14 protein-coding genes are annotated in these 13,971 nt (G+C 65.9%); 3 read left to right on the plus strand and 11 right to left on the minus strand.

Annotation, left to right across the window (positions count from 1 at the left end; all coding sequences use genetic code 11):
• Positions 1 to 334 precede the first annotated feature (334 nt).
• Complete coding sequence (locus tag C7411_RS36470) at positions 335 to 583, minus strand: hypothetical protein (RefSeq protein ID WP_373682782.1); 249 nt, start codon at positions 581 to 583, stop codon at positions 335 to 337.
• 120 nt (positions 584 to 703) lie between these two features.
• Between C7411_RS36470 and C7411_RS36475 the strand changes: the two genes are divergently transcribed.
• Positions 704 to 1,141: a hypothetical protein gene (locus C7411_RS36475; protein WP_110388991.1), complete on the plus strand. Its 438-nt coding sequence runs from the start codon at positions 704 to 706 to the stop codon at positions 1,139 to 1,141.
• 93 nt (positions 1,142 to 1,234) lie between these two features.
• On the opposite strand, the gene C7411_RS36480 is transcribed toward C7411_RS36475, so the two are convergent.
• From C7411_RS36480 to C7411_RS36500, 5 genes are all read right to left on the minus strand, one after another.
• Entirely contained in the window at positions 1,235 to 2,281 is a 1,047-nt protein-coding gene (locus C7411_RS36480) for an ABC transporter permease (protein WP_110388992.1), read from the minus strand.
• Positions 2,282 to 2,285: 4 nt separating this feature from the next.
• Positions 2,286 to 3,281: an ABC transporter permease gene (locus C7411_RS36485; protein ID WP_243413478.1), complete on the minus strand. Its 996-nt coding sequence runs from the start codon at positions 3,279 to 3,281 to the stop codon at positions 2,286 to 2,288.
• Between the two features lie 77 nt (positions 3,282 to 3,358).
• Positions 3,359 to 4,960 carry a sugar ABC transporter ATP-binding protein gene (locus C7411_RS36490; protein WP_110388994.1) on the minus strand — a complete coding sequence of 534 codons (1,602 nt, stop codon included), beginning with the start codon at positions 4,958 to 4,960 and terminating at the stop codon, positions 3,359 to 3,361.
• A 14-nt stretch (positions 4,961 to 4,974) separates the two neighbouring features.
• Positions 4,975 to 6,009, minus strand: a complete 1,035-nt coding sequence (locus C7411_RS36495) for an ABC transporter substrate-binding protein (protein WP_110388995.1) — start codon at positions 6,007 to 6,009, stop codon at positions 4,975 to 4,977.
• A 191-nt stretch (positions 6,010 to 6,200) separates the two neighbouring features.
• Positions 6,201 to 7,289, minus strand: a complete 1,089-nt coding sequence (locus C7411_RS36500) for a LacI family DNA-binding transcriptional regulator (protein WP_110388996.1) — start codon at positions 7,287 to 7,289, stop codon at positions 6,201 to 6,203.
• A 199-nt stretch (positions 7,290 to 7,488) separates the two neighbouring features.
• Between C7411_RS36500 and C7411_RS36505 the strand changes: the two genes are divergently transcribed.
• Positions 7,489 to 8,520, plus strand: a complete 1,032-nt coding sequence (locus C7411_RS36505) for an aldose 1-epimerase (protein ID WP_221207321.1) — start codon at positions 7,489 to 7,491, stop codon at positions 8,518 to 8,520.
• Positions 8,521 to 8,532: 12 nt separating this feature from the next.
• Here the strand turns inward: C7411_RS36505 and C7411_RS36510 are convergent, their stop codons facing one another.
• The gene (locus C7411_RS36510; protein ID WP_373682783.1) at positions 8,533 to 8,856 is read right to left on the minus strand and encodes a hypothetical protein; all 324 of its coding nucleotides are present in this window, start codon (positions 8,854 to 8,856) and stop codon (positions 8,533 to 8,535) included.
• A 217-nt stretch (positions 8,857 to 9,073) separates the two neighbouring features.
• On the opposite strand from C7411_RS36510, the gene C7411_RS36515 reads away from it, so the two are divergent.
• Positions 9,074 to 10,432 (plus strand): MFS transporter, encoded by a 1,359-nt coding sequence (locus C7411_RS36515; protein ID WP_110388997.1) that lies wholly within the window; start codon positions 9,074 to 9,076, stop codon positions 10,430 to 10,432.
• Between the two features lie 66 nt (positions 10,433 to 10,498).
• Here the strand turns inward: C7411_RS36515 and C7411_RS36520 are convergent, their stop codons facing one another.
• The 4 genes from C7411_RS36520 to C7411_RS36535 form a co-directional block, all read right to left on the minus strand.
• Complete coding sequence (locus C7411_RS36520) at positions 10,499 to 10,852, minus strand: DOPA 4,5-dioxygenase family protein (RefSeq protein WP_110389003.1); 354 nt, start codon at positions 10,850 to 10,852, stop codon at positions 10,499 to 10,501.
• An 86-nt stretch (positions 10,853 to 10,938) separates the two neighbouring features.
• Positions 10,939 to 11,715 carry an ATP-binding cassette domain-containing protein gene (locus tag C7411_RS36525; RefSeq protein ID WP_110388998.1) on the minus strand — a complete coding sequence of 259 codons (777 nt, stop codon included), beginning with the start codon at positions 11,713 to 11,715 and terminating at the stop codon, positions 10,939 to 10,941.
• The gene (locus C7411_RS36530; RefSeq protein WP_110388999.1) at positions 11,712 to 12,686 is read right to left on the minus strand and encodes an ABC transporter permease subunit; all 975 of its coding nucleotides are present in this window, start codon (positions 12,684 to 12,686) and stop codon (positions 11,712 to 11,714) included. The genes C7411_RS36525 and C7411_RS36530 overlap by 4 nt, the downstream gene beginning before the upstream one ends.
• A gap of 19 nt (positions 12,687 to 12,705) precedes the next feature.
• On the minus strand, positions 12,706 to 13,686 hold the full coding sequence (locus C7411_RS36535) for an ABC transporter substrate-binding protein (RefSeq protein ID WP_207786589.1): 981 nt from the start codon (positions 13,684 to 13,686) through the stop codon (positions 12,706 to 12,708).
• Positions 13,687 to 13,971: the final 285 nt, after the last annotated feature.

Raw genomic sequence — 13,971 nt, forward strand, 5'->3', positions numbered from 1 at the left:
GCTGTAAATTTTTAAAGAGCATTCGCGAAACCCGCCGGAGAACTGCGTTACCACCACCCGGCGCTTTCTACGTTGCTGCGTCAGCAGCAGAGAAAGGAGATTATGAAGACTCTTTATCGCTTCGTCAACCCCTTTTTTTCGCTCACCGCTTAAAAAGGCTGCTGACTTCGCAAACCGCCGGTTCCCGCGGCGGCCTTCGCTGCCCGGACGTCAGGGACATCGAACGGCGAAGGGGGCGAATCTTAGCGCCTCGATCGCGAGTCCGCAAGCCCTTTTCCATCGACTCAACTGAAAGAGGCGCACTGCACCTCTTTTCACTGAACAGCATTCGCGCTCACGACTTCGGATCAACCGACGGCGGGTCGAACATCGCCTTGCACGGCGGCGAGAGTTCATCGTAGTGCTGCTTCAAGCACGCCTCGATCTTCTCCTTGCTCGGAATCGCTCTTGCGCAGAAGCGGAACGCATCTCCACGGCAGGCGTGTTCCTGCTCTTCGCGCGATTCGCCACTGCTCGCAATCGCGAAAGTCAGGCCGACCAGTAACGCTCCCGCTTTCATCATGCGATCGAACGGTTTCCTCATGGCGTTCTCCTCGTGAAGCGTGGTCCGACGCGACCCCTGCAAAGGCTATTCCCGGCACGCCGCTTGCAGCGCTTCCCTCACCTGCCATGATGAGGCGCTGCTCTTGCGCAGCGGAACGCCATGAACCCACCGATCATCCGGATCCTCGCGCTTTGCGCGCCGATTGTCATACCAGGCATCCCCCTGGCCGCTCACGCGGACGATAGCGCAAGCCCCTGCGCGGCGCTCAAGCGCATCGTCGCGGCAGCACCGCAGCATTTCGCGTCACTCAGTCCTGACGACGGGCGCGCCGTCGCGCAACCCTATGGCGACGACGCGCAGTGCGTAACGAGCGGCGGGAGTTTTCAATGCGTCTGGAGCGCGCGCGACGCAGGATCGGGGACGAACGCACTCGAAGGAGTAGGCGCCGACATTGCCTCGTGCCTGCCCGACGCAACGCATGACGTGAACTCGCCTGGCCGCCAACATTTCTATCTGGGGCAGCGCGGCAGCCGGACCGAGATCACCGCGCAGACTGATGGCTCGGCGCGCGTGAAGCTGAGCGTTTCGCATCAATAGGCATGCCATCGGCCAAACGCGCCCGGAAACCGGCAGCTCGAGACATCACCCACTAGTTTCTTCGGGGCGCCCACCGCGGCCGCGGTTACTGCGCTAAGAAGAGCCCGCGGCCGCACGCCGCCGCGTCGCGCTCGCAGCCCGCGCGGCGCCATGGCGGCGGCCGGTGAGCACAGTCTGCACGATCACTGCAGCGAGCAGGAATGCACCGCTCGCAAGGTTCTGATAGTAAGGGCTCAGCGTGCCGACCTGATTGATCACATTGTCGATGACACCGAGAAGGAGCACGCCGGCCAGCGGTCCGGCCATCGTCCCCACGCCGCCCGTGAGCAACACGCCGCCGATCACGGCCGCGGCGATCGACTGTAGTTCGTAGCCGGTCCCTGCCCCCGACAAGCCCGAGTCCAGGTGCGACGCCAGCAGCGCCCCCGAGAGACCGGCGAGTGCGCCGGATAGTCCATAGGCGAGCATCTTCACGCGCTCCACGCGCACGCCCAGCATGCGCGCTGCCTCTTCGTTGCCGCCGATCGCGAAGATCGCTGCGCCAAAGCGCGTGTGATTGAGCAGCACGCCACCGAGCGCATAGACGGCCACCAGCACCCAAATGAGATTGTTGACACCAAACACCGAACCATTGGCGATGCGCGCGAAGAAACCCGGATTGGCAATCAGCAGATCCTGGCTCGCGAGCACAAGCGCGAGCCCCTTGAGCCCAAGCAGCGCCGCAAGCGTGACGATGAACGGCGCCATGCGCGCGCGGGCGATCAGCACGCCGTTCACCAGACCGACGACGAAACCCGCAGCCACGGGCGCGAGCATCGCGGCGCCCCAGCCATAGGGCGCGGCATAGGCGGCCAGTACCGTGCCGAGTCCGACCATCGACCCGACCGAAAGATCGAAGCCGCCGAGGATGATGACAATGCTCTGCCCCACCGCGACGAGCCCGAGAAATGCGCCGTTCGAGGCGATGTCCGCGAGGTTCGCGGGGCGCAGGAAGTCGGGAAACACCATGCCGGCTACGAGCGCGACGACCACGAGCATCGCGATCGCCCCGCGCGACTGCACGAGCGCGATCACTTGCGCGCGCCGACCGGCACCCGGCGCAGCGGCAGTTTGAGCGTCCGCTGGTTTATCCGTTTGCATCGCGTCAGCCTCCCGAGCGTTGCAGATACAGCGCGACGACGATGAACACCGCCTTGAGGATCTGCGCGTAGGTGAAGCTGATGTTGTTCATGATGAAACTCGCGTCGAGCACCTGGAGCAGCAGCACGCCGAACACCGCGCCGACAATCGAGATGCGTCCGCCCGAAAGCGGCGTGCCTCCGATGACCGAGGCAGCAATCGCATCGAGCTCGAAGTTCACACCCACATAGTTGGGATCCGCCGCGCCAAGTCGCGACGACGCGAACACGCCGGCGAGTCCGGCGAGCGTGCCGCTCACTGCGTAGACGAGAAAGAGCGTGCGCCGCACGGGAATGCCCGCGAGAAAAGCGGCGCCGCGGCTCGCACCCACGAGAATCGCATAGCGCCCGAAGGTCGTGCGCCGCACCACGAACGCCACCACGACCGCGAGCCCAAGCGCGATCAGCATGACGACGGGCAGCGGGCCGAGCGCGCCAGCGCCGAGCAAATCGAACGCGGGCGTGTCGGGCAGATTCACGCGCGAGCCGCCGAGCAGTGCCTGCGCGAGCCCGCGCGCGGCGACCAGCAAGGCGAGGCTCGAGATCAGCGGATCGATGGCGAGCAGCCCCACGAGGAACCCGTTGCACAAGCCGGCTACGGCGCCCACTGCGACCGCGCCCACGAGCGCCGCGCCCACGCCATACGGCAGGAACACGGCAATCGACGCGCTGGCGAGCGCCATCACCGATCCGACGGAGAGATCGATGCCGCGCGTCGCAATCGCGAGATTCTGGCCCAGCGCAATCAGCACGATCGGCGCCGCTTCGAACAGCAGGCTGCGCGCCGCGAAGGGATTCGAGAAGCCGGGCGTCACGGCGAGGTTGAACGCGACGAGCGCGGCAAGCGCGAAGTACACGCTTTGCTCGCGCAGCACGGTGCGCCAGGTTTGCGCGCGCGCTGCGGCGCCGGAGGCAGGCGAGACAGAACGGCTCGAGGAGTTCGAAGGATTCGAGGGGCTCAAGCTTGCCTCGTTCGATTCAAGGTTGGTCGCCATCGGAGCGGTTGTCGTGGATTGTGGCGGGTTTGGCGCGGGCTCGCTCACGCGGTGCCGCCAAGGTGGCCGTCGCTATCGCCGGGTACGGCGCCGGCCAGCACGGCGAGCACGTCGTCAGGGTGCGCGCCGACGGTCGGCATGCCGCCCTTGGTCGCGCCTTCATTGAGTACGACGAGGCGGTCGGTCAGCGCAAGCAGTTCCTCCATCTCCGACGACGTGACCACCACCGCGAGCCCCTCCTGCGCAAGCTCCTGCACGACGCGATGCACCTCCTCCTTCGCGCCGACGTCGATGCCGCGCGTGGGATCGTCGAGCAGCAGCACCGTTGGACGGGTCGACAGACAGCGCGCGATCAGCACCTTTTGCTGGTTGCCGCCCGAGAGCGTCGTGACGAGCGCGCCGGGACCGGCTGTCTTGATGCCGAGCCGCTCGATCGACTCCCGCACCACTTGCGCTTCCTTCGCACGCGAGATGAAGCCGAAGCGCGAAATGCGCGGCAACAGGCTCGCGACGATGTTCTCGCGCACCGTGAGACGCGCAAAGATGCCTTCCGCGCGGCGGTCTTCGGAAAGGAAGGCGAGCCCGCGCGCGATCGAGCGCGCCGGATTTGCGTGTGTGAGCGCGCGGCCGGCGATGTCGACCTCGCCGCCATCGGCCTTCTGCGCGCCGAAGATCGTCTTGAATGTTTCCGTGCGGCCCGAACCGAGCAGGCCGGCCAGGCCGACGATCTCCCCGCGGGCCGCGCGCAGCGACACGTCGCGCACGCGGTTGCCCCACTGCAAATGATCGACGGCCAGCGCGGGTGTCGCGTTGGCATCGGCATCGGCGCTGCCCGAGCGTCCGGCCCACGCATGCTCGCCCACGCTTTCGCGGCCCAGCATGGCTGCAATCAACGCCGCGCGCGGCAGTTCTTCAGGCGTACCCGTGCGCACGACCGCGCCGTCACGCATCACCGTGAAGCGATCGCACAGCCGGTAGCATTCGGACAGCCGATGACTCACGAACAGCAGCGCAATGCCCTCGGCGCGCAGGCGATCGACGACGTCGAACAGCACGTCCACTTCCGCTCCGCTCAGGGCCGAAGTCGGCTCGTCGAGAATCAGCACGCGCGCGCCCAGCGAAACGCCGCGCGCGATCGCCACCATCTGTTGCGCGCCGAGCCCGAGCGAACCGAGACGCGCGGCCGGGTCGACCGCGAGCCGGTAGCGCTGCACGATCCCGGCGGCGCGCTCGAGCATGCGCTTTCTGTCGATCAGGATCCCGAATCGTTTTGGTTCGTGGCACAGAAAGATGTTATCGGCCACGCTGCGCTCCGGTATCAGGTTGATTTCCTGATACACGGCGCACACGCCCGCACCCTGCGCGGCGCGCGGACTGTCGAACGCGACGTCCGCGCCGTCGAGTGTGAGCGCGCCCGAATCGGGCGAATGAAAGCCCGTGAGGACCTTGATCAGCGTGGACTTGCCCGCGCCGTTCTCGCCCACGAGGCCGTGCACCTCGCCCGCGCGCAGCGTGAGCGAGACGTCGCGCAGCGCGCGCACCACGCCGAAGGTCTTCGAAACGCCGTGCGTTTCGAGCACGGCGCGTGCGGTGGTCACGGCGGAACCGGCGCGGTCACTGCGATTGGCAGGGTCGCTCGTCGTCATCGTGCGCGCGCGGCTCAGTAGACCTTGCCCTGCGCGAGCGAGGGCTGCGCGTTGTTCCGGTCGAAGAGCGCGTCGTCCATGATCTGCTTTTGCGGCACCGGCTTGCCCGCGAGATAGTCTTCCAGCGACTTGAAGGCGAGCGGACCGAAGCGCGGGTTCGTTTCGACGTCGGCGGCAACGATGCCGTTCGAGATATCCGAGACGATCTCCTTCGTGCCGTCGATCGAAACGATCTTTACGCCGTTGAGCTTGCCGGCCTGGCGCAACGCCTTGATCGCGCCGACCGTCATCGTGTCGGCGTGGGTGTAGACGGCGTTGACGTCCGGATGCGCGAGCAGGATCTGCTCCATCACTTTCTGCGCTTCGGTCGTCGACCAGTTCGCGGTTTGCGCAGCGATGATCTTCATGCCGGGATAGGGCTTGAGGCCGTTCGCGAAGCCGTCCGTGCGCTGGCTTTCCACCGTGTTGCCGTAGCCGCCCTGGATCTCCGCGATGATCGCGTTGCCGCCCGTGGCGTCGGCCAGCGCCTTCGCCGCGCGCTCGCCCTGCTTGTAGAAGTCGGAGCCGAGGAACGTGATGAAGTCGTCGCACACCGTGCCCGCCGTCTGCCGGTCGATCGTCACGACGGGAATGCCCTTCGCACGCGCCTGGGCGAGCGCGGGCTGCAGGCCCGTGGAATCGTTGGGCGCAATGATGAGCGCCTCGGCGCCCTGGTTGATCATGCTTTCGATGTCGGCAACCTGCTTGGCCTGGTTGGCGTTCGCGTTCGTATAGAGCAGGCGCTTCACGCCCGCTTCCTTCGCCGCAGCGCGAACCGAGGCGGTTTCAGTCGCCCGGAACGGGTTCTGTTCATTCTCCGATTGCGAGAACCCCACCACCATGTCGCTCAGCTTCTTGCCGCCGGGCTTGGGATTCGTGCAGCTCTCGCTGGAATTCGACTGGACTTTCTGCGCGCCGGCATTGGACTGCGCGTAAGCGCTCGCGGCGAACGCGCTCGCGAAGCAAAAACCGGCGGCGATGAGGGCGGACTGGATTCGTTGATGACGCATGGCTGTCTCCTTTGTCGGCCAGAGCGCATGCCGCGGCACGGACGCTGGTCCCACGCAAAGCGATGAATGACATCGGCGGCGCGGGCCGTCGGCCCCACCGCGGTTCTTGTTGTCTTTCCTGATTCATCCAGCACGGCGCGCGACGCGCCGCACAGAATAATTACGGCCACCTCTTCTACTAATATTACCAGTCAATTTTCGGAGATATTAATGAGGGTATTCACGGGGGAAGCGGGGTCTGGCGCGCACACCGAGGTCCGTTCGATGAGCGGCCCGTCGAGCTTGACGGTGCGGTGGCGCACCGGCGCGCCGGCGCTGCGGTTCTGTTCTTCCTGCAGCAGCGTCTCGACGGCCCAGCGCCCGAGCTCGTAGTTGGGCAGCACGACAGTGGTGAGCGGCGGGTGGGTGTGGCGCGCGATTTCCTGGTCGTCGTAGCCCATCACCGAAACGTCTTCAGGCACGCGCAGCCCGAGTTGCTTGAGCGCTTCGATCGCGCCGATCGCCGTCAGGTCGTTGGCGCAGAAGATCGCCGTGGGCGGATTCGGTTCGCGCATCAGCGAGAGCGTGAGCTCGAAACCCTTGCCCGAACTCCAGTCGCCATCGCGCACGAGGCGCTCGTCGAACAGCAGGTCCGCGGTCGCAAGCGCCTGGCGATAGCCCTTGAGACGGTCTTTCGCGGCGTCCTGCCAGGTTTCGCCGTTGATGAACCCGATGCGCCGGTGCCCCGCTTCGATCAGATATTCGGTTGCCGTATGACCGCCCGCCACTTCGGCCGGCACGACCGAAGAGAGCGCGTGATCGGAGGCGTAACAGTTGAGCAGCACGGCCGGCACCTTCAGCAGCGCGGGCGGCACCGTGACCTTACGTGTGTATACGGTCGCGTAGATCGCGCCGAGCACGTTCGGCATGGCGAGTGTCTGCAGTACCTGCTGCTCCATCTGGGCGTTGCCATGCGTCGAGAACACCGCGAGCAGACAGCCGTTGTTCCAGGCGGCGTCGCGCGCGCCGTCGATGCTCACGACCGGATGCGGACTCGTCGAGACTTCGTCGGCGAGATAGACGATGAGATTGCGCTCGCCTGCCGGAGCGGGCGTCTGCACCGCACGGATCGGCAACTGGTAGCCAAGCGACTGCGCGACTTCGTGCACCTTCAGGCGCGTCGCTTCAGAAAGCTTGGCGCCGACCGCGCCGTTGAGCACGAGGGAAACCGTCGATTGCGACACGCCTGCGGCCTTCGCGATGTCGGTCATGGTCGGGCGGCGTTGCGTCGATTTTTTCATCGGATCTGAGGGGGGACTGCGGGAGGGCTGCGCGGCGCGGCGGCGCGCGCTCGGAGCCGTGCTGTTGGCCCGAAGCGTAACACTAATAATTTGGGCCATCAATTGGCGTATGTCACCATTTTTTTGTTTCATCATCAGCGATTTCAGCGGCTATATTATTTTTTATTAGTAATAAAGCAAGACACCGGAGAACGCTCATTTGACTGCCCGACCGACATCCTCGTCGCCCCCGGAAATCGCCTTCGACGCCGCCGCGCTCGATGACGGCCAGCTCGTCACGCTCGCCCACGGCGATGCGCGCGTGCTCGTCGCGCCGACCGTCGGCGGCTCGATCGCCGCGTTCTACGACGTTGCCGGCAAGACCCCGGCGTCACACTGGCTGCGTCCCGCCACGCGCGCCGCCATCGAGGCGCGCGATCCGCTCGGCATGGCGAGCTTTCCGCTGATGCCGTACTGCAACCGCATCCGCGACGGGCGATTCCGCTTCGAAGGCGAGATGATCGACTTGCCAAGCGGCACCGGCGCGCTGCGCCACGCGCTGCACGGTCACGCATGGCGGCGGCCCTGGACGGTGGAGGCGCAAACGGCCGACACGCTCACGCTGCACTTCCTGCATGAGCCGAACGCGCCACATGAAGCGCACGAAATCCACGCATCACGCAAGGCCGATGCACACGTCGGCACAGGCTGGCCGTTTCGCTATGAAGCGCGCCAGTACCTCGCGCTCGACGAGAGCGGCCTCACCGTGCGCCTGTGGGCCCGCAACCTGGCCGCGCGGCCCATGCCGTTTGGTCTCGGCCATCACCCGTACTATCCGCGTCCGCCCGGCACGCGTATCGCCGCGCGCGTGCGCGCCATGTGGGAAATCGACACGGAAGTGCTGCCGGTCTCGCTCAGCGCCCACCCTGCCGTCGACGCACTGCAGGCCGGCCTGATCGTCGACGACTTCGATCTCGACAACAACTTCTCCGGCTGGCGCCACGAGGCGGTCATCGAGTGGCCGCACGAAGGCCGTCGTCTCGCGCTGCGAGCGAGCACCCCGCTCGACTTCTTCGTGATCTTCTGTCCGCCAGGCCTGCCGTACTTCTGCGCGGAGCCCGTCAGCAACACGACGGACTGGCTCAATCTGTGTCACGAAGGAACCGTGCAGCGCATCGACGTGGGCGGCACCGTCCTCGCTCCCGGCGAAACGCTCGAAGCCCAGCTTGCCTGGCAGCCCGAGCGGACCTGAAGCCGCCAGTCGCTACATGCCCGCGCCGCCTGGCCCACCCGTGCGCACGCCCGCCAACGGCGCGCCGTAGCCGCCCGCCTCGGCGTTGTTCGGGTGGCCGTTCGCGAGCTGGCCGCGCGGATCGGTGGGGCCGACCGGCATCTCGCCGGCCTGGCGATTGCCGTGGGTCGGGTATTCGCTGCCGGGCTGGGCGCCCGGCATGAGCGCGAGGCTATTTTGCGGCGCGCGCAGATCGTCATTCGGCGCGAGTTGGGCAAAAACCTGGCCGGGCGCACCTGCCAGCATCGCGCCTGCCATGAGGCACGGCACGGCCGCGTGGGCGAAGAAAGGCTTCATCTGGAACTCCTTGTCGCGCAACGCGACACGCTTGCAGCACGCGCGTGCTCGCCGTGCTGCTCTCAGGCCGGCAGACAGCCGCCCGTCGCACCCGATGATGATCTCCAGCAAACACCGCGCTGCGGTTACTATTCCAGGTTGTAAGGCAAACCAGAAAAAAGCGGCTCGCCACGGCGAGCCGATACAACGACACCCTCAGTCGACAGGAGACAAAACCATGGGCCAGCCGCGTGCCGTCGACGTCCAGACCTTCATCAACGAGCATCCGTTTTCGCCGTTCCAGTGGTTCATTTTCGCGACGTGCTTCGTCATCGTCCTGCTCGACGGTTTCGATACCGCCGCGATCGGCTTCATCGCGCCTTCGCTGCTCGGCGAATGGGGCATCCCCAAGCCCGCGCTCGCGCCCGTGCTGAGTGCGGCGCTCTTCGGCCTCGCTTGCGGCGCACTCGCGTCCGGACCGCTCTCCGACCGCCTCGGGCGACGCGCCATGCTGGTCGGCGCGGTGCTGCTGTTCGGCGTGGCCTGCCTCGGTTCGGCGTTCTCCACCAGCATCGGCGAGCTCACGTGGCTGCGCTTCATCACGGGTGTCGGCCTCGGCGCCGCCATGCCGAATGCGGTCACGATGATGGGCGAATTCTGCCCCGACCGGAACCGCGCCACCGTGATCAATCTGATGTTCTGCGGCTTTCCGCTCGGCGCGGCCTGCGGCGGCTTTCTCGCGGCGTGGATGATTCCGCACTTCGGCTGGCGCAGCGTGCTCGTGCTCGGCGGCGTGACGCCGCTCGTGCTTGCCGTGCCGCTGTTCCTGCGCATGCCGGAATCGGTGCGCTACATGGTGGCGAATCAACTGAGCGTCGAGCGTATTCGCGCCGCGCTCGCGCGCATCTCGCCCGACGCCGCCAACGCGCAGGTGTTCACGATGACGGAGCACGCCCCGCAGACGCGGAGCAAGGGGCTCGGCGTCGTGCTCTCGCCGATGTACCTCGTCGGCTCCGTGATGCTGTGGGTCGCGTATTTCATGGGGCTCGTGATCTTCTACGCGTCGATCAACTGGATGCCCCTCCTGCTCAAGGACTCCGGCCTCACAGCGTCGAGCGCCACGCTGATTTCGGCGCTCTTCCCGCTCGGCGGTGTGGGCGCGGTGCTGAGCGGCATGCTGATGGACCGCTTCAACGCGAACCGCATCATCGCCGCGTGCTACGTACTCACCGCGCTTTCGGTGTGGCTCATCGGCCAGGCGGCCGGCAACGTGGCCCTGCTCGTGCTCGTGGTGTTCGTGGCCGGCGTGCTGATGAACACGGCGCAATCGTCGATGCCCGCGCTCGCCGCCGCGTTCTACCCCACCCAGGGACGCGGCACCGGCGTGGCCTGGATGCTCGGCATCGGGCGCTTCGGCGGCATTGCGGGCTCGTTCCTCGTGGCCGAACTCGCGCGCCGGCACTTCACGTTTGCAGGCATCTTCGCGACAGTTGCCGTCGCCGGTCTCATTGCCGGCGCGGCGCTGCTCATCAAGCAGGCCGCGCGGCCGCAGGCGAGCGGATCGCCGGCGGCCAGGACCGAGTCGTTCGGGCACTGAGGTCCGCCGGAGTGTCGGGGATTGCGCCGCGCCGCAGGCGACAGGGCGGCGCAATCGGCAATGCGGTCAGCCGCCGAGCGCGCCGAGATCGAGCCTGTGCGAATGGCCGATCCACACGGCAGCGTCGCGATGATCGCGCAGGGCATTGCTGGTGTTCGGATGCACGAATACGTCGAGCGCGCCGTGATTGAGCGTGAGCCATTCGACGACCGTCGTGAAATGCTCTCGCGCAATGACGAGCTGATACGACCACATCGGATGCGGCCCAACCGGGCGCTCGTGAAAGCGCCCGATCTGCACGATCTCGCCAAAGCGGGCTTCGATCGCCTCGCGCAAGGTCCATGCGGCGTCGCGCGTCGCCGCGTCGAAATAGACGTGGGCGTGCCAGCTCGTGATATCGGCGGGATCGAGGTCGTTCATGGCGGAAGCAGGAATGCGGTAAGGGTTCGAGCCGACATTGTCCATCGAATGCCCGCGCCGCGCAGGCGAACCCATCACGTCGGGTTTCAGTGCGCGCCGTTTGAATACGTGTCGCCTACCATCAGCCGCACGATCTCGTCGCCGTCGGTTTCGGCCACGCGCCGCTCGCCCGCTACTTCGCCGCGCCGCAGCACGACGATGCGCTCGGCCACGGAGAAGATATCGTGCAGGTTGTGCGAGATGAGAATCACGGCCACGCCCTGCGCCTTGAGCCCGCGGATCAGCTCCATCACCTTGCGTTGCTCGGGCACGCCGAGCGCCGCGGTGGGCTCGTCCATGATGAGCACGCGCGCGTTCCAGTAAATCGCGCGGCCGATGGCAATGGCCTGGCGCTGGCCGCCCGAGAGCATTTTCACGGGGCCCGTGAGCTTGCGCGGCGGAATCACGATATCGAGCCGCTCGAGCACTTCGCGCGCCACCCGCGCCATATGCGGCCGGTCGATCACCTGGAGGCCGAATAGCCGTCGCACGGGCTCGCGGCCGAGGAAGATGTTGCTGCCCACGTCGAGATTGTCGGCGAGCGCGAGATCCTGATAGATGGTTTCGATGCCCTGCGAGCGCGCATCCTGCGGATCGCGCAGCTGAAGCGGACGCCCATCGAAATGCAGATCGCCCGCATCGGCGCGATAAACGCCCGAGAGGATCTTGATGAGCGTGGACTTGCCCGCACCGTTGTCGCCCGCGAGCGCGAGCACTTCGCCCGGCATCAGCCGCAACGACACGCCCTTGAGCGCCTCCACGCCGCCAAACCGGATCGAGACGTCACGCGCCTCCAGAATCGGCGTGTCGCTCGCGCCGCTCATTGCGCGCCTCCGAGCCGATCCTTGTACTGGTCGATCAGCACCGAAAGAATGATGACAATGCCGACCACGATGAATTGCCAGAACGCGTTGACGTCGATGAACACGAGCCCGAATTCGATCACGGCGATGATGAGCGCGCCGATCAGCGTGCCGACGACGTTGCCGGTGCCGCCAAAGAGACTCGCGCCGCCGATCACGACCGCCGCGATCGAATCGAGCAGCATGGGCTCGCCCGCATTGGCCGCGCCCGCGGCAAAGCGCGCCGTGTAGACGATGCCGCCCACCGCCGCGAAAGCCGCCGCGATCAGATAGATCGCGAACAGATGACGGCGCACGTTGATGCCTGCGCGCACCGCCGACTGCGGATTGCCGCCTATCGCATAGGTGTACTGACCGAAGCGCGTTTGCGAGAGCACGAAGTGCATGATGACGAGCAGCACGGCCGTGAGAATCACGGGCGTCCAGCCGCCGCCGAGCCACGCGAGCCCGGGATTGTTGACGGAGACGGTCATGCCGCTGCCCGCGGCGAGAAAGCCCACGCCGCGGGCGACCCCATACATGCCGAGTGTGCCGATGAAAGCGGGCACCCCCAGGCGCGCAATCAATACGCCGTTCACGAAGCCTGGAATCAGGCACACGAGAACCGTGAGAGGAATCGACATCAGCAGGATCCACGGCGATTCGCCGCCGGGAATCGTGAACTGTGCGACGCACACCGCCGCGAGCCCCATCACGAAGCCCACCGAAAGGTCGATGCCGGCGGTGATGATCACGAAGGTCTGACCGATGGCCAGCAACAGCGGTGCGCTCGCGGCAAGCCCGATCGACTGCAGGTTGTAAGCGTTGAACACGAACGACCGATGCGCCGAGATGCGCGCCCACGCCTCGAAAAAGACGAGCAGCGTGCCGAGAAAGAGCCACGGCCAGACCTTGCTGACGAGCGCGAGCCTGTCGAGTCGTTTGTCGTTCATGTGGCCCTGTTCGCGTGGCTTAGTTCGAATAGATATACTGCTTCGTCTCCGGCTTGTCGATGTTCGACTTGTCAAGCACCACGAAGCCCGTGCCCTTGTAGGTGGGAATCTTCTTGCCGTGGATGGCGTCCGCGGCGAACTTCACTGCGTCATAGCCCATTTCGTCGGGAAGCTGCGCAATGGCGATATCGACGAGGCCGCTTCTGATCTGCTCGTCGATGCCCGGCACGGCGTCGAACACGACGACCTTCACCACGCCCTGCTTGCCCGCGTTCTTCACGCCTTGCGCCGCGCCTGCGCCCGAAAACGTGTTGGCGCCGAATACGCCCGCGAGGTCGGGATTGCGCGCGAGCACCGCTGCCACGTGCGAGGCGGCGCGATTGGCATCGTCCTCGTTGTACTGCGTCTCGAGCACCTTGATGTTGGGGTGCTTCTTCATCTCTTCCATGAAACCTTGCGCGCGCGCGTCGGTGCTGGAGATGCCCGGTTTGTTGTTCTCGCAATAGACGGTGCCCTTGTCGCCGATCGCCTTGGCGAGTGCCCGCGCCGCCACTCGGCCGCCTTCCAGGTTGTCCGAAGCGATATAGGAAAGCGGGAAGTCGGCGTCGCCCTTGCCGGTTTGATAGCGGCCATCGCCGATATAGGTATCGACGGTGATGACCTTGATGCCGGCGTCGGCGGCTTCCTTGAGCGGACCGATGAGCTGCTGCTTGTCGACGGGCGAGACGAGCAGCACGTCGGGACGCTTCGCGATGAAGGCCTTGAGGATCGGCACCTGCTCCGTGGTGTTCCAGGCTTTCGGCACCTGGAACAGCAACTGGATGTTGTCTTCCTTCGCCGCGCGCTCTGCGCCGCGATGCATCGTGAAGTAGAAGGGATCGGTGACGCCGGGCAGCAGCGCGACGACGGGATGCGCCGCATCCGCGTGCGCCACGCCGGGCAGCGCGCCGGCGACCATTGTGGAAAGAGCCATCAGACAGCCAAGAGCGATGCGCAACATGTTTGTCTTCCTCCAGGTGAGTCCGACGCACGGCGCCCAATCTTCCCGAGGCGACCAGGCCCGGCAGCAGTGGCTCAGTATACTGACGCGCACTGCTGCCGGGCCTGGTGTTTTCCTGCACTCGCTTCGCTCTTTATGCGCTTCAGATGCAGGTTTCCCGATTGGTGGGACGACTGACTATTTTCATTGCAGGAACAACCGGTACGCCGGATTGCTCGTCTCTTCCCAGTGCGGATAGCCGAGCGAGGCGAGGAAGCGGCGGAACTCGGCGTCTTCGGCCGCGGG

This window comes from Paraburkholderia silvatlantica (assembly GCF_003096715.1).
Taxonomy (GTDB): Bacteria; Pseudomonadota; Gammaproteobacteria; order Burkholderiales; family Burkholderiaceae; genus Paraburkholderia; species Paraburkholderia silvatlantica.

What these genes read in the sequence shown, in the direction of transcription:
- C7411_RS36520 (WP_110389003.1), bottom strand. Translation starts at nt 10,852, where the DNA reads ATGAACGACCTCGATCCCGCCGATATCACGAGCTGGCACGCCCACGTC.
- C7411_RS36500 (WP_110388996.1), bottom strand. Translation starts at nt 7,289, where the DNA reads ATGAAAAAATCGACGCAACGCCGCCCGACCATGACCGACATCGCGAAG.
- C7411_RS36490 (WP_110388994.1), bottom strand. Translation starts at nt 4,960, where the DNA reads ATGACGACGAGCGACCCTGCCAATCGCAGTGACCGCGCCGGTTCCGCC.
- C7411_RS36515 (WP_110388997.1), top strand. Translation starts at nt 9,074, where the DNA reads ATGGGCCAGCCGCGTGCCGTCGACGTCCAGACCTTCATCAACGAGCAT.
- C7411_RS36535 (WP_207786589.1), bottom strand. Translation starts at nt 13,686, where the DNA reads ATGTTGCGCATCGCTCTTGGCTGTCTGATGGCTCTTTCCACAATGGTC.
- C7411_RS36530 (WP_110388999.1), bottom strand. Translation starts at nt 12,686, where the DNA reads ATGAACGACAAACGACTCGACAGGCTCGCGCTCGTCAGCAAGGTCTGG.
- C7411_RS36470 (WP_373682782.1), bottom strand. Translation starts at nt 583, where the DNA reads ATGAGGAAACCGTTCGATCGCATGATGAAAGCGGGAGCGTTACTGGTC.
- C7411_RS36525 (WP_110388998.1), bottom strand. Translation starts at nt 11,715, where the DNA reads ATGAGCGGCGCGAGCGACACGCCGATTCTGGAGGCGCGTGACGTCTCG.
- C7411_RS36480 (WP_110388992.1), bottom strand. Translation starts at nt 2,281, where the DNA reads ATGCAAACGGATAAACCAGCGGACGCTCAAACTGCCGCTGCGCCGGGT.
- C7411_RS36475 (WP_110388991.1), top strand. Translation starts at nt 704, where the DNA reads ATGAACCCACCGATCATCCGGATCCTCGCGCTTTGCGCGCCGATTGTC.
- C7411_RS36510 (WP_373682783.1), bottom strand. Translation starts at nt 8,856, where the DNA reads ATGAAGCCTTTCTTCGCCCACGCGGCCGTGCCGTGCCTCATGGCAGGC.
- C7411_RS36495 (WP_110388995.1), bottom strand. Translation starts at nt 6,009, where the DNA reads ATGCGTCATCAACGAATCCAGTCCGCCCTCATCGCCGCCGGTTTTTGC.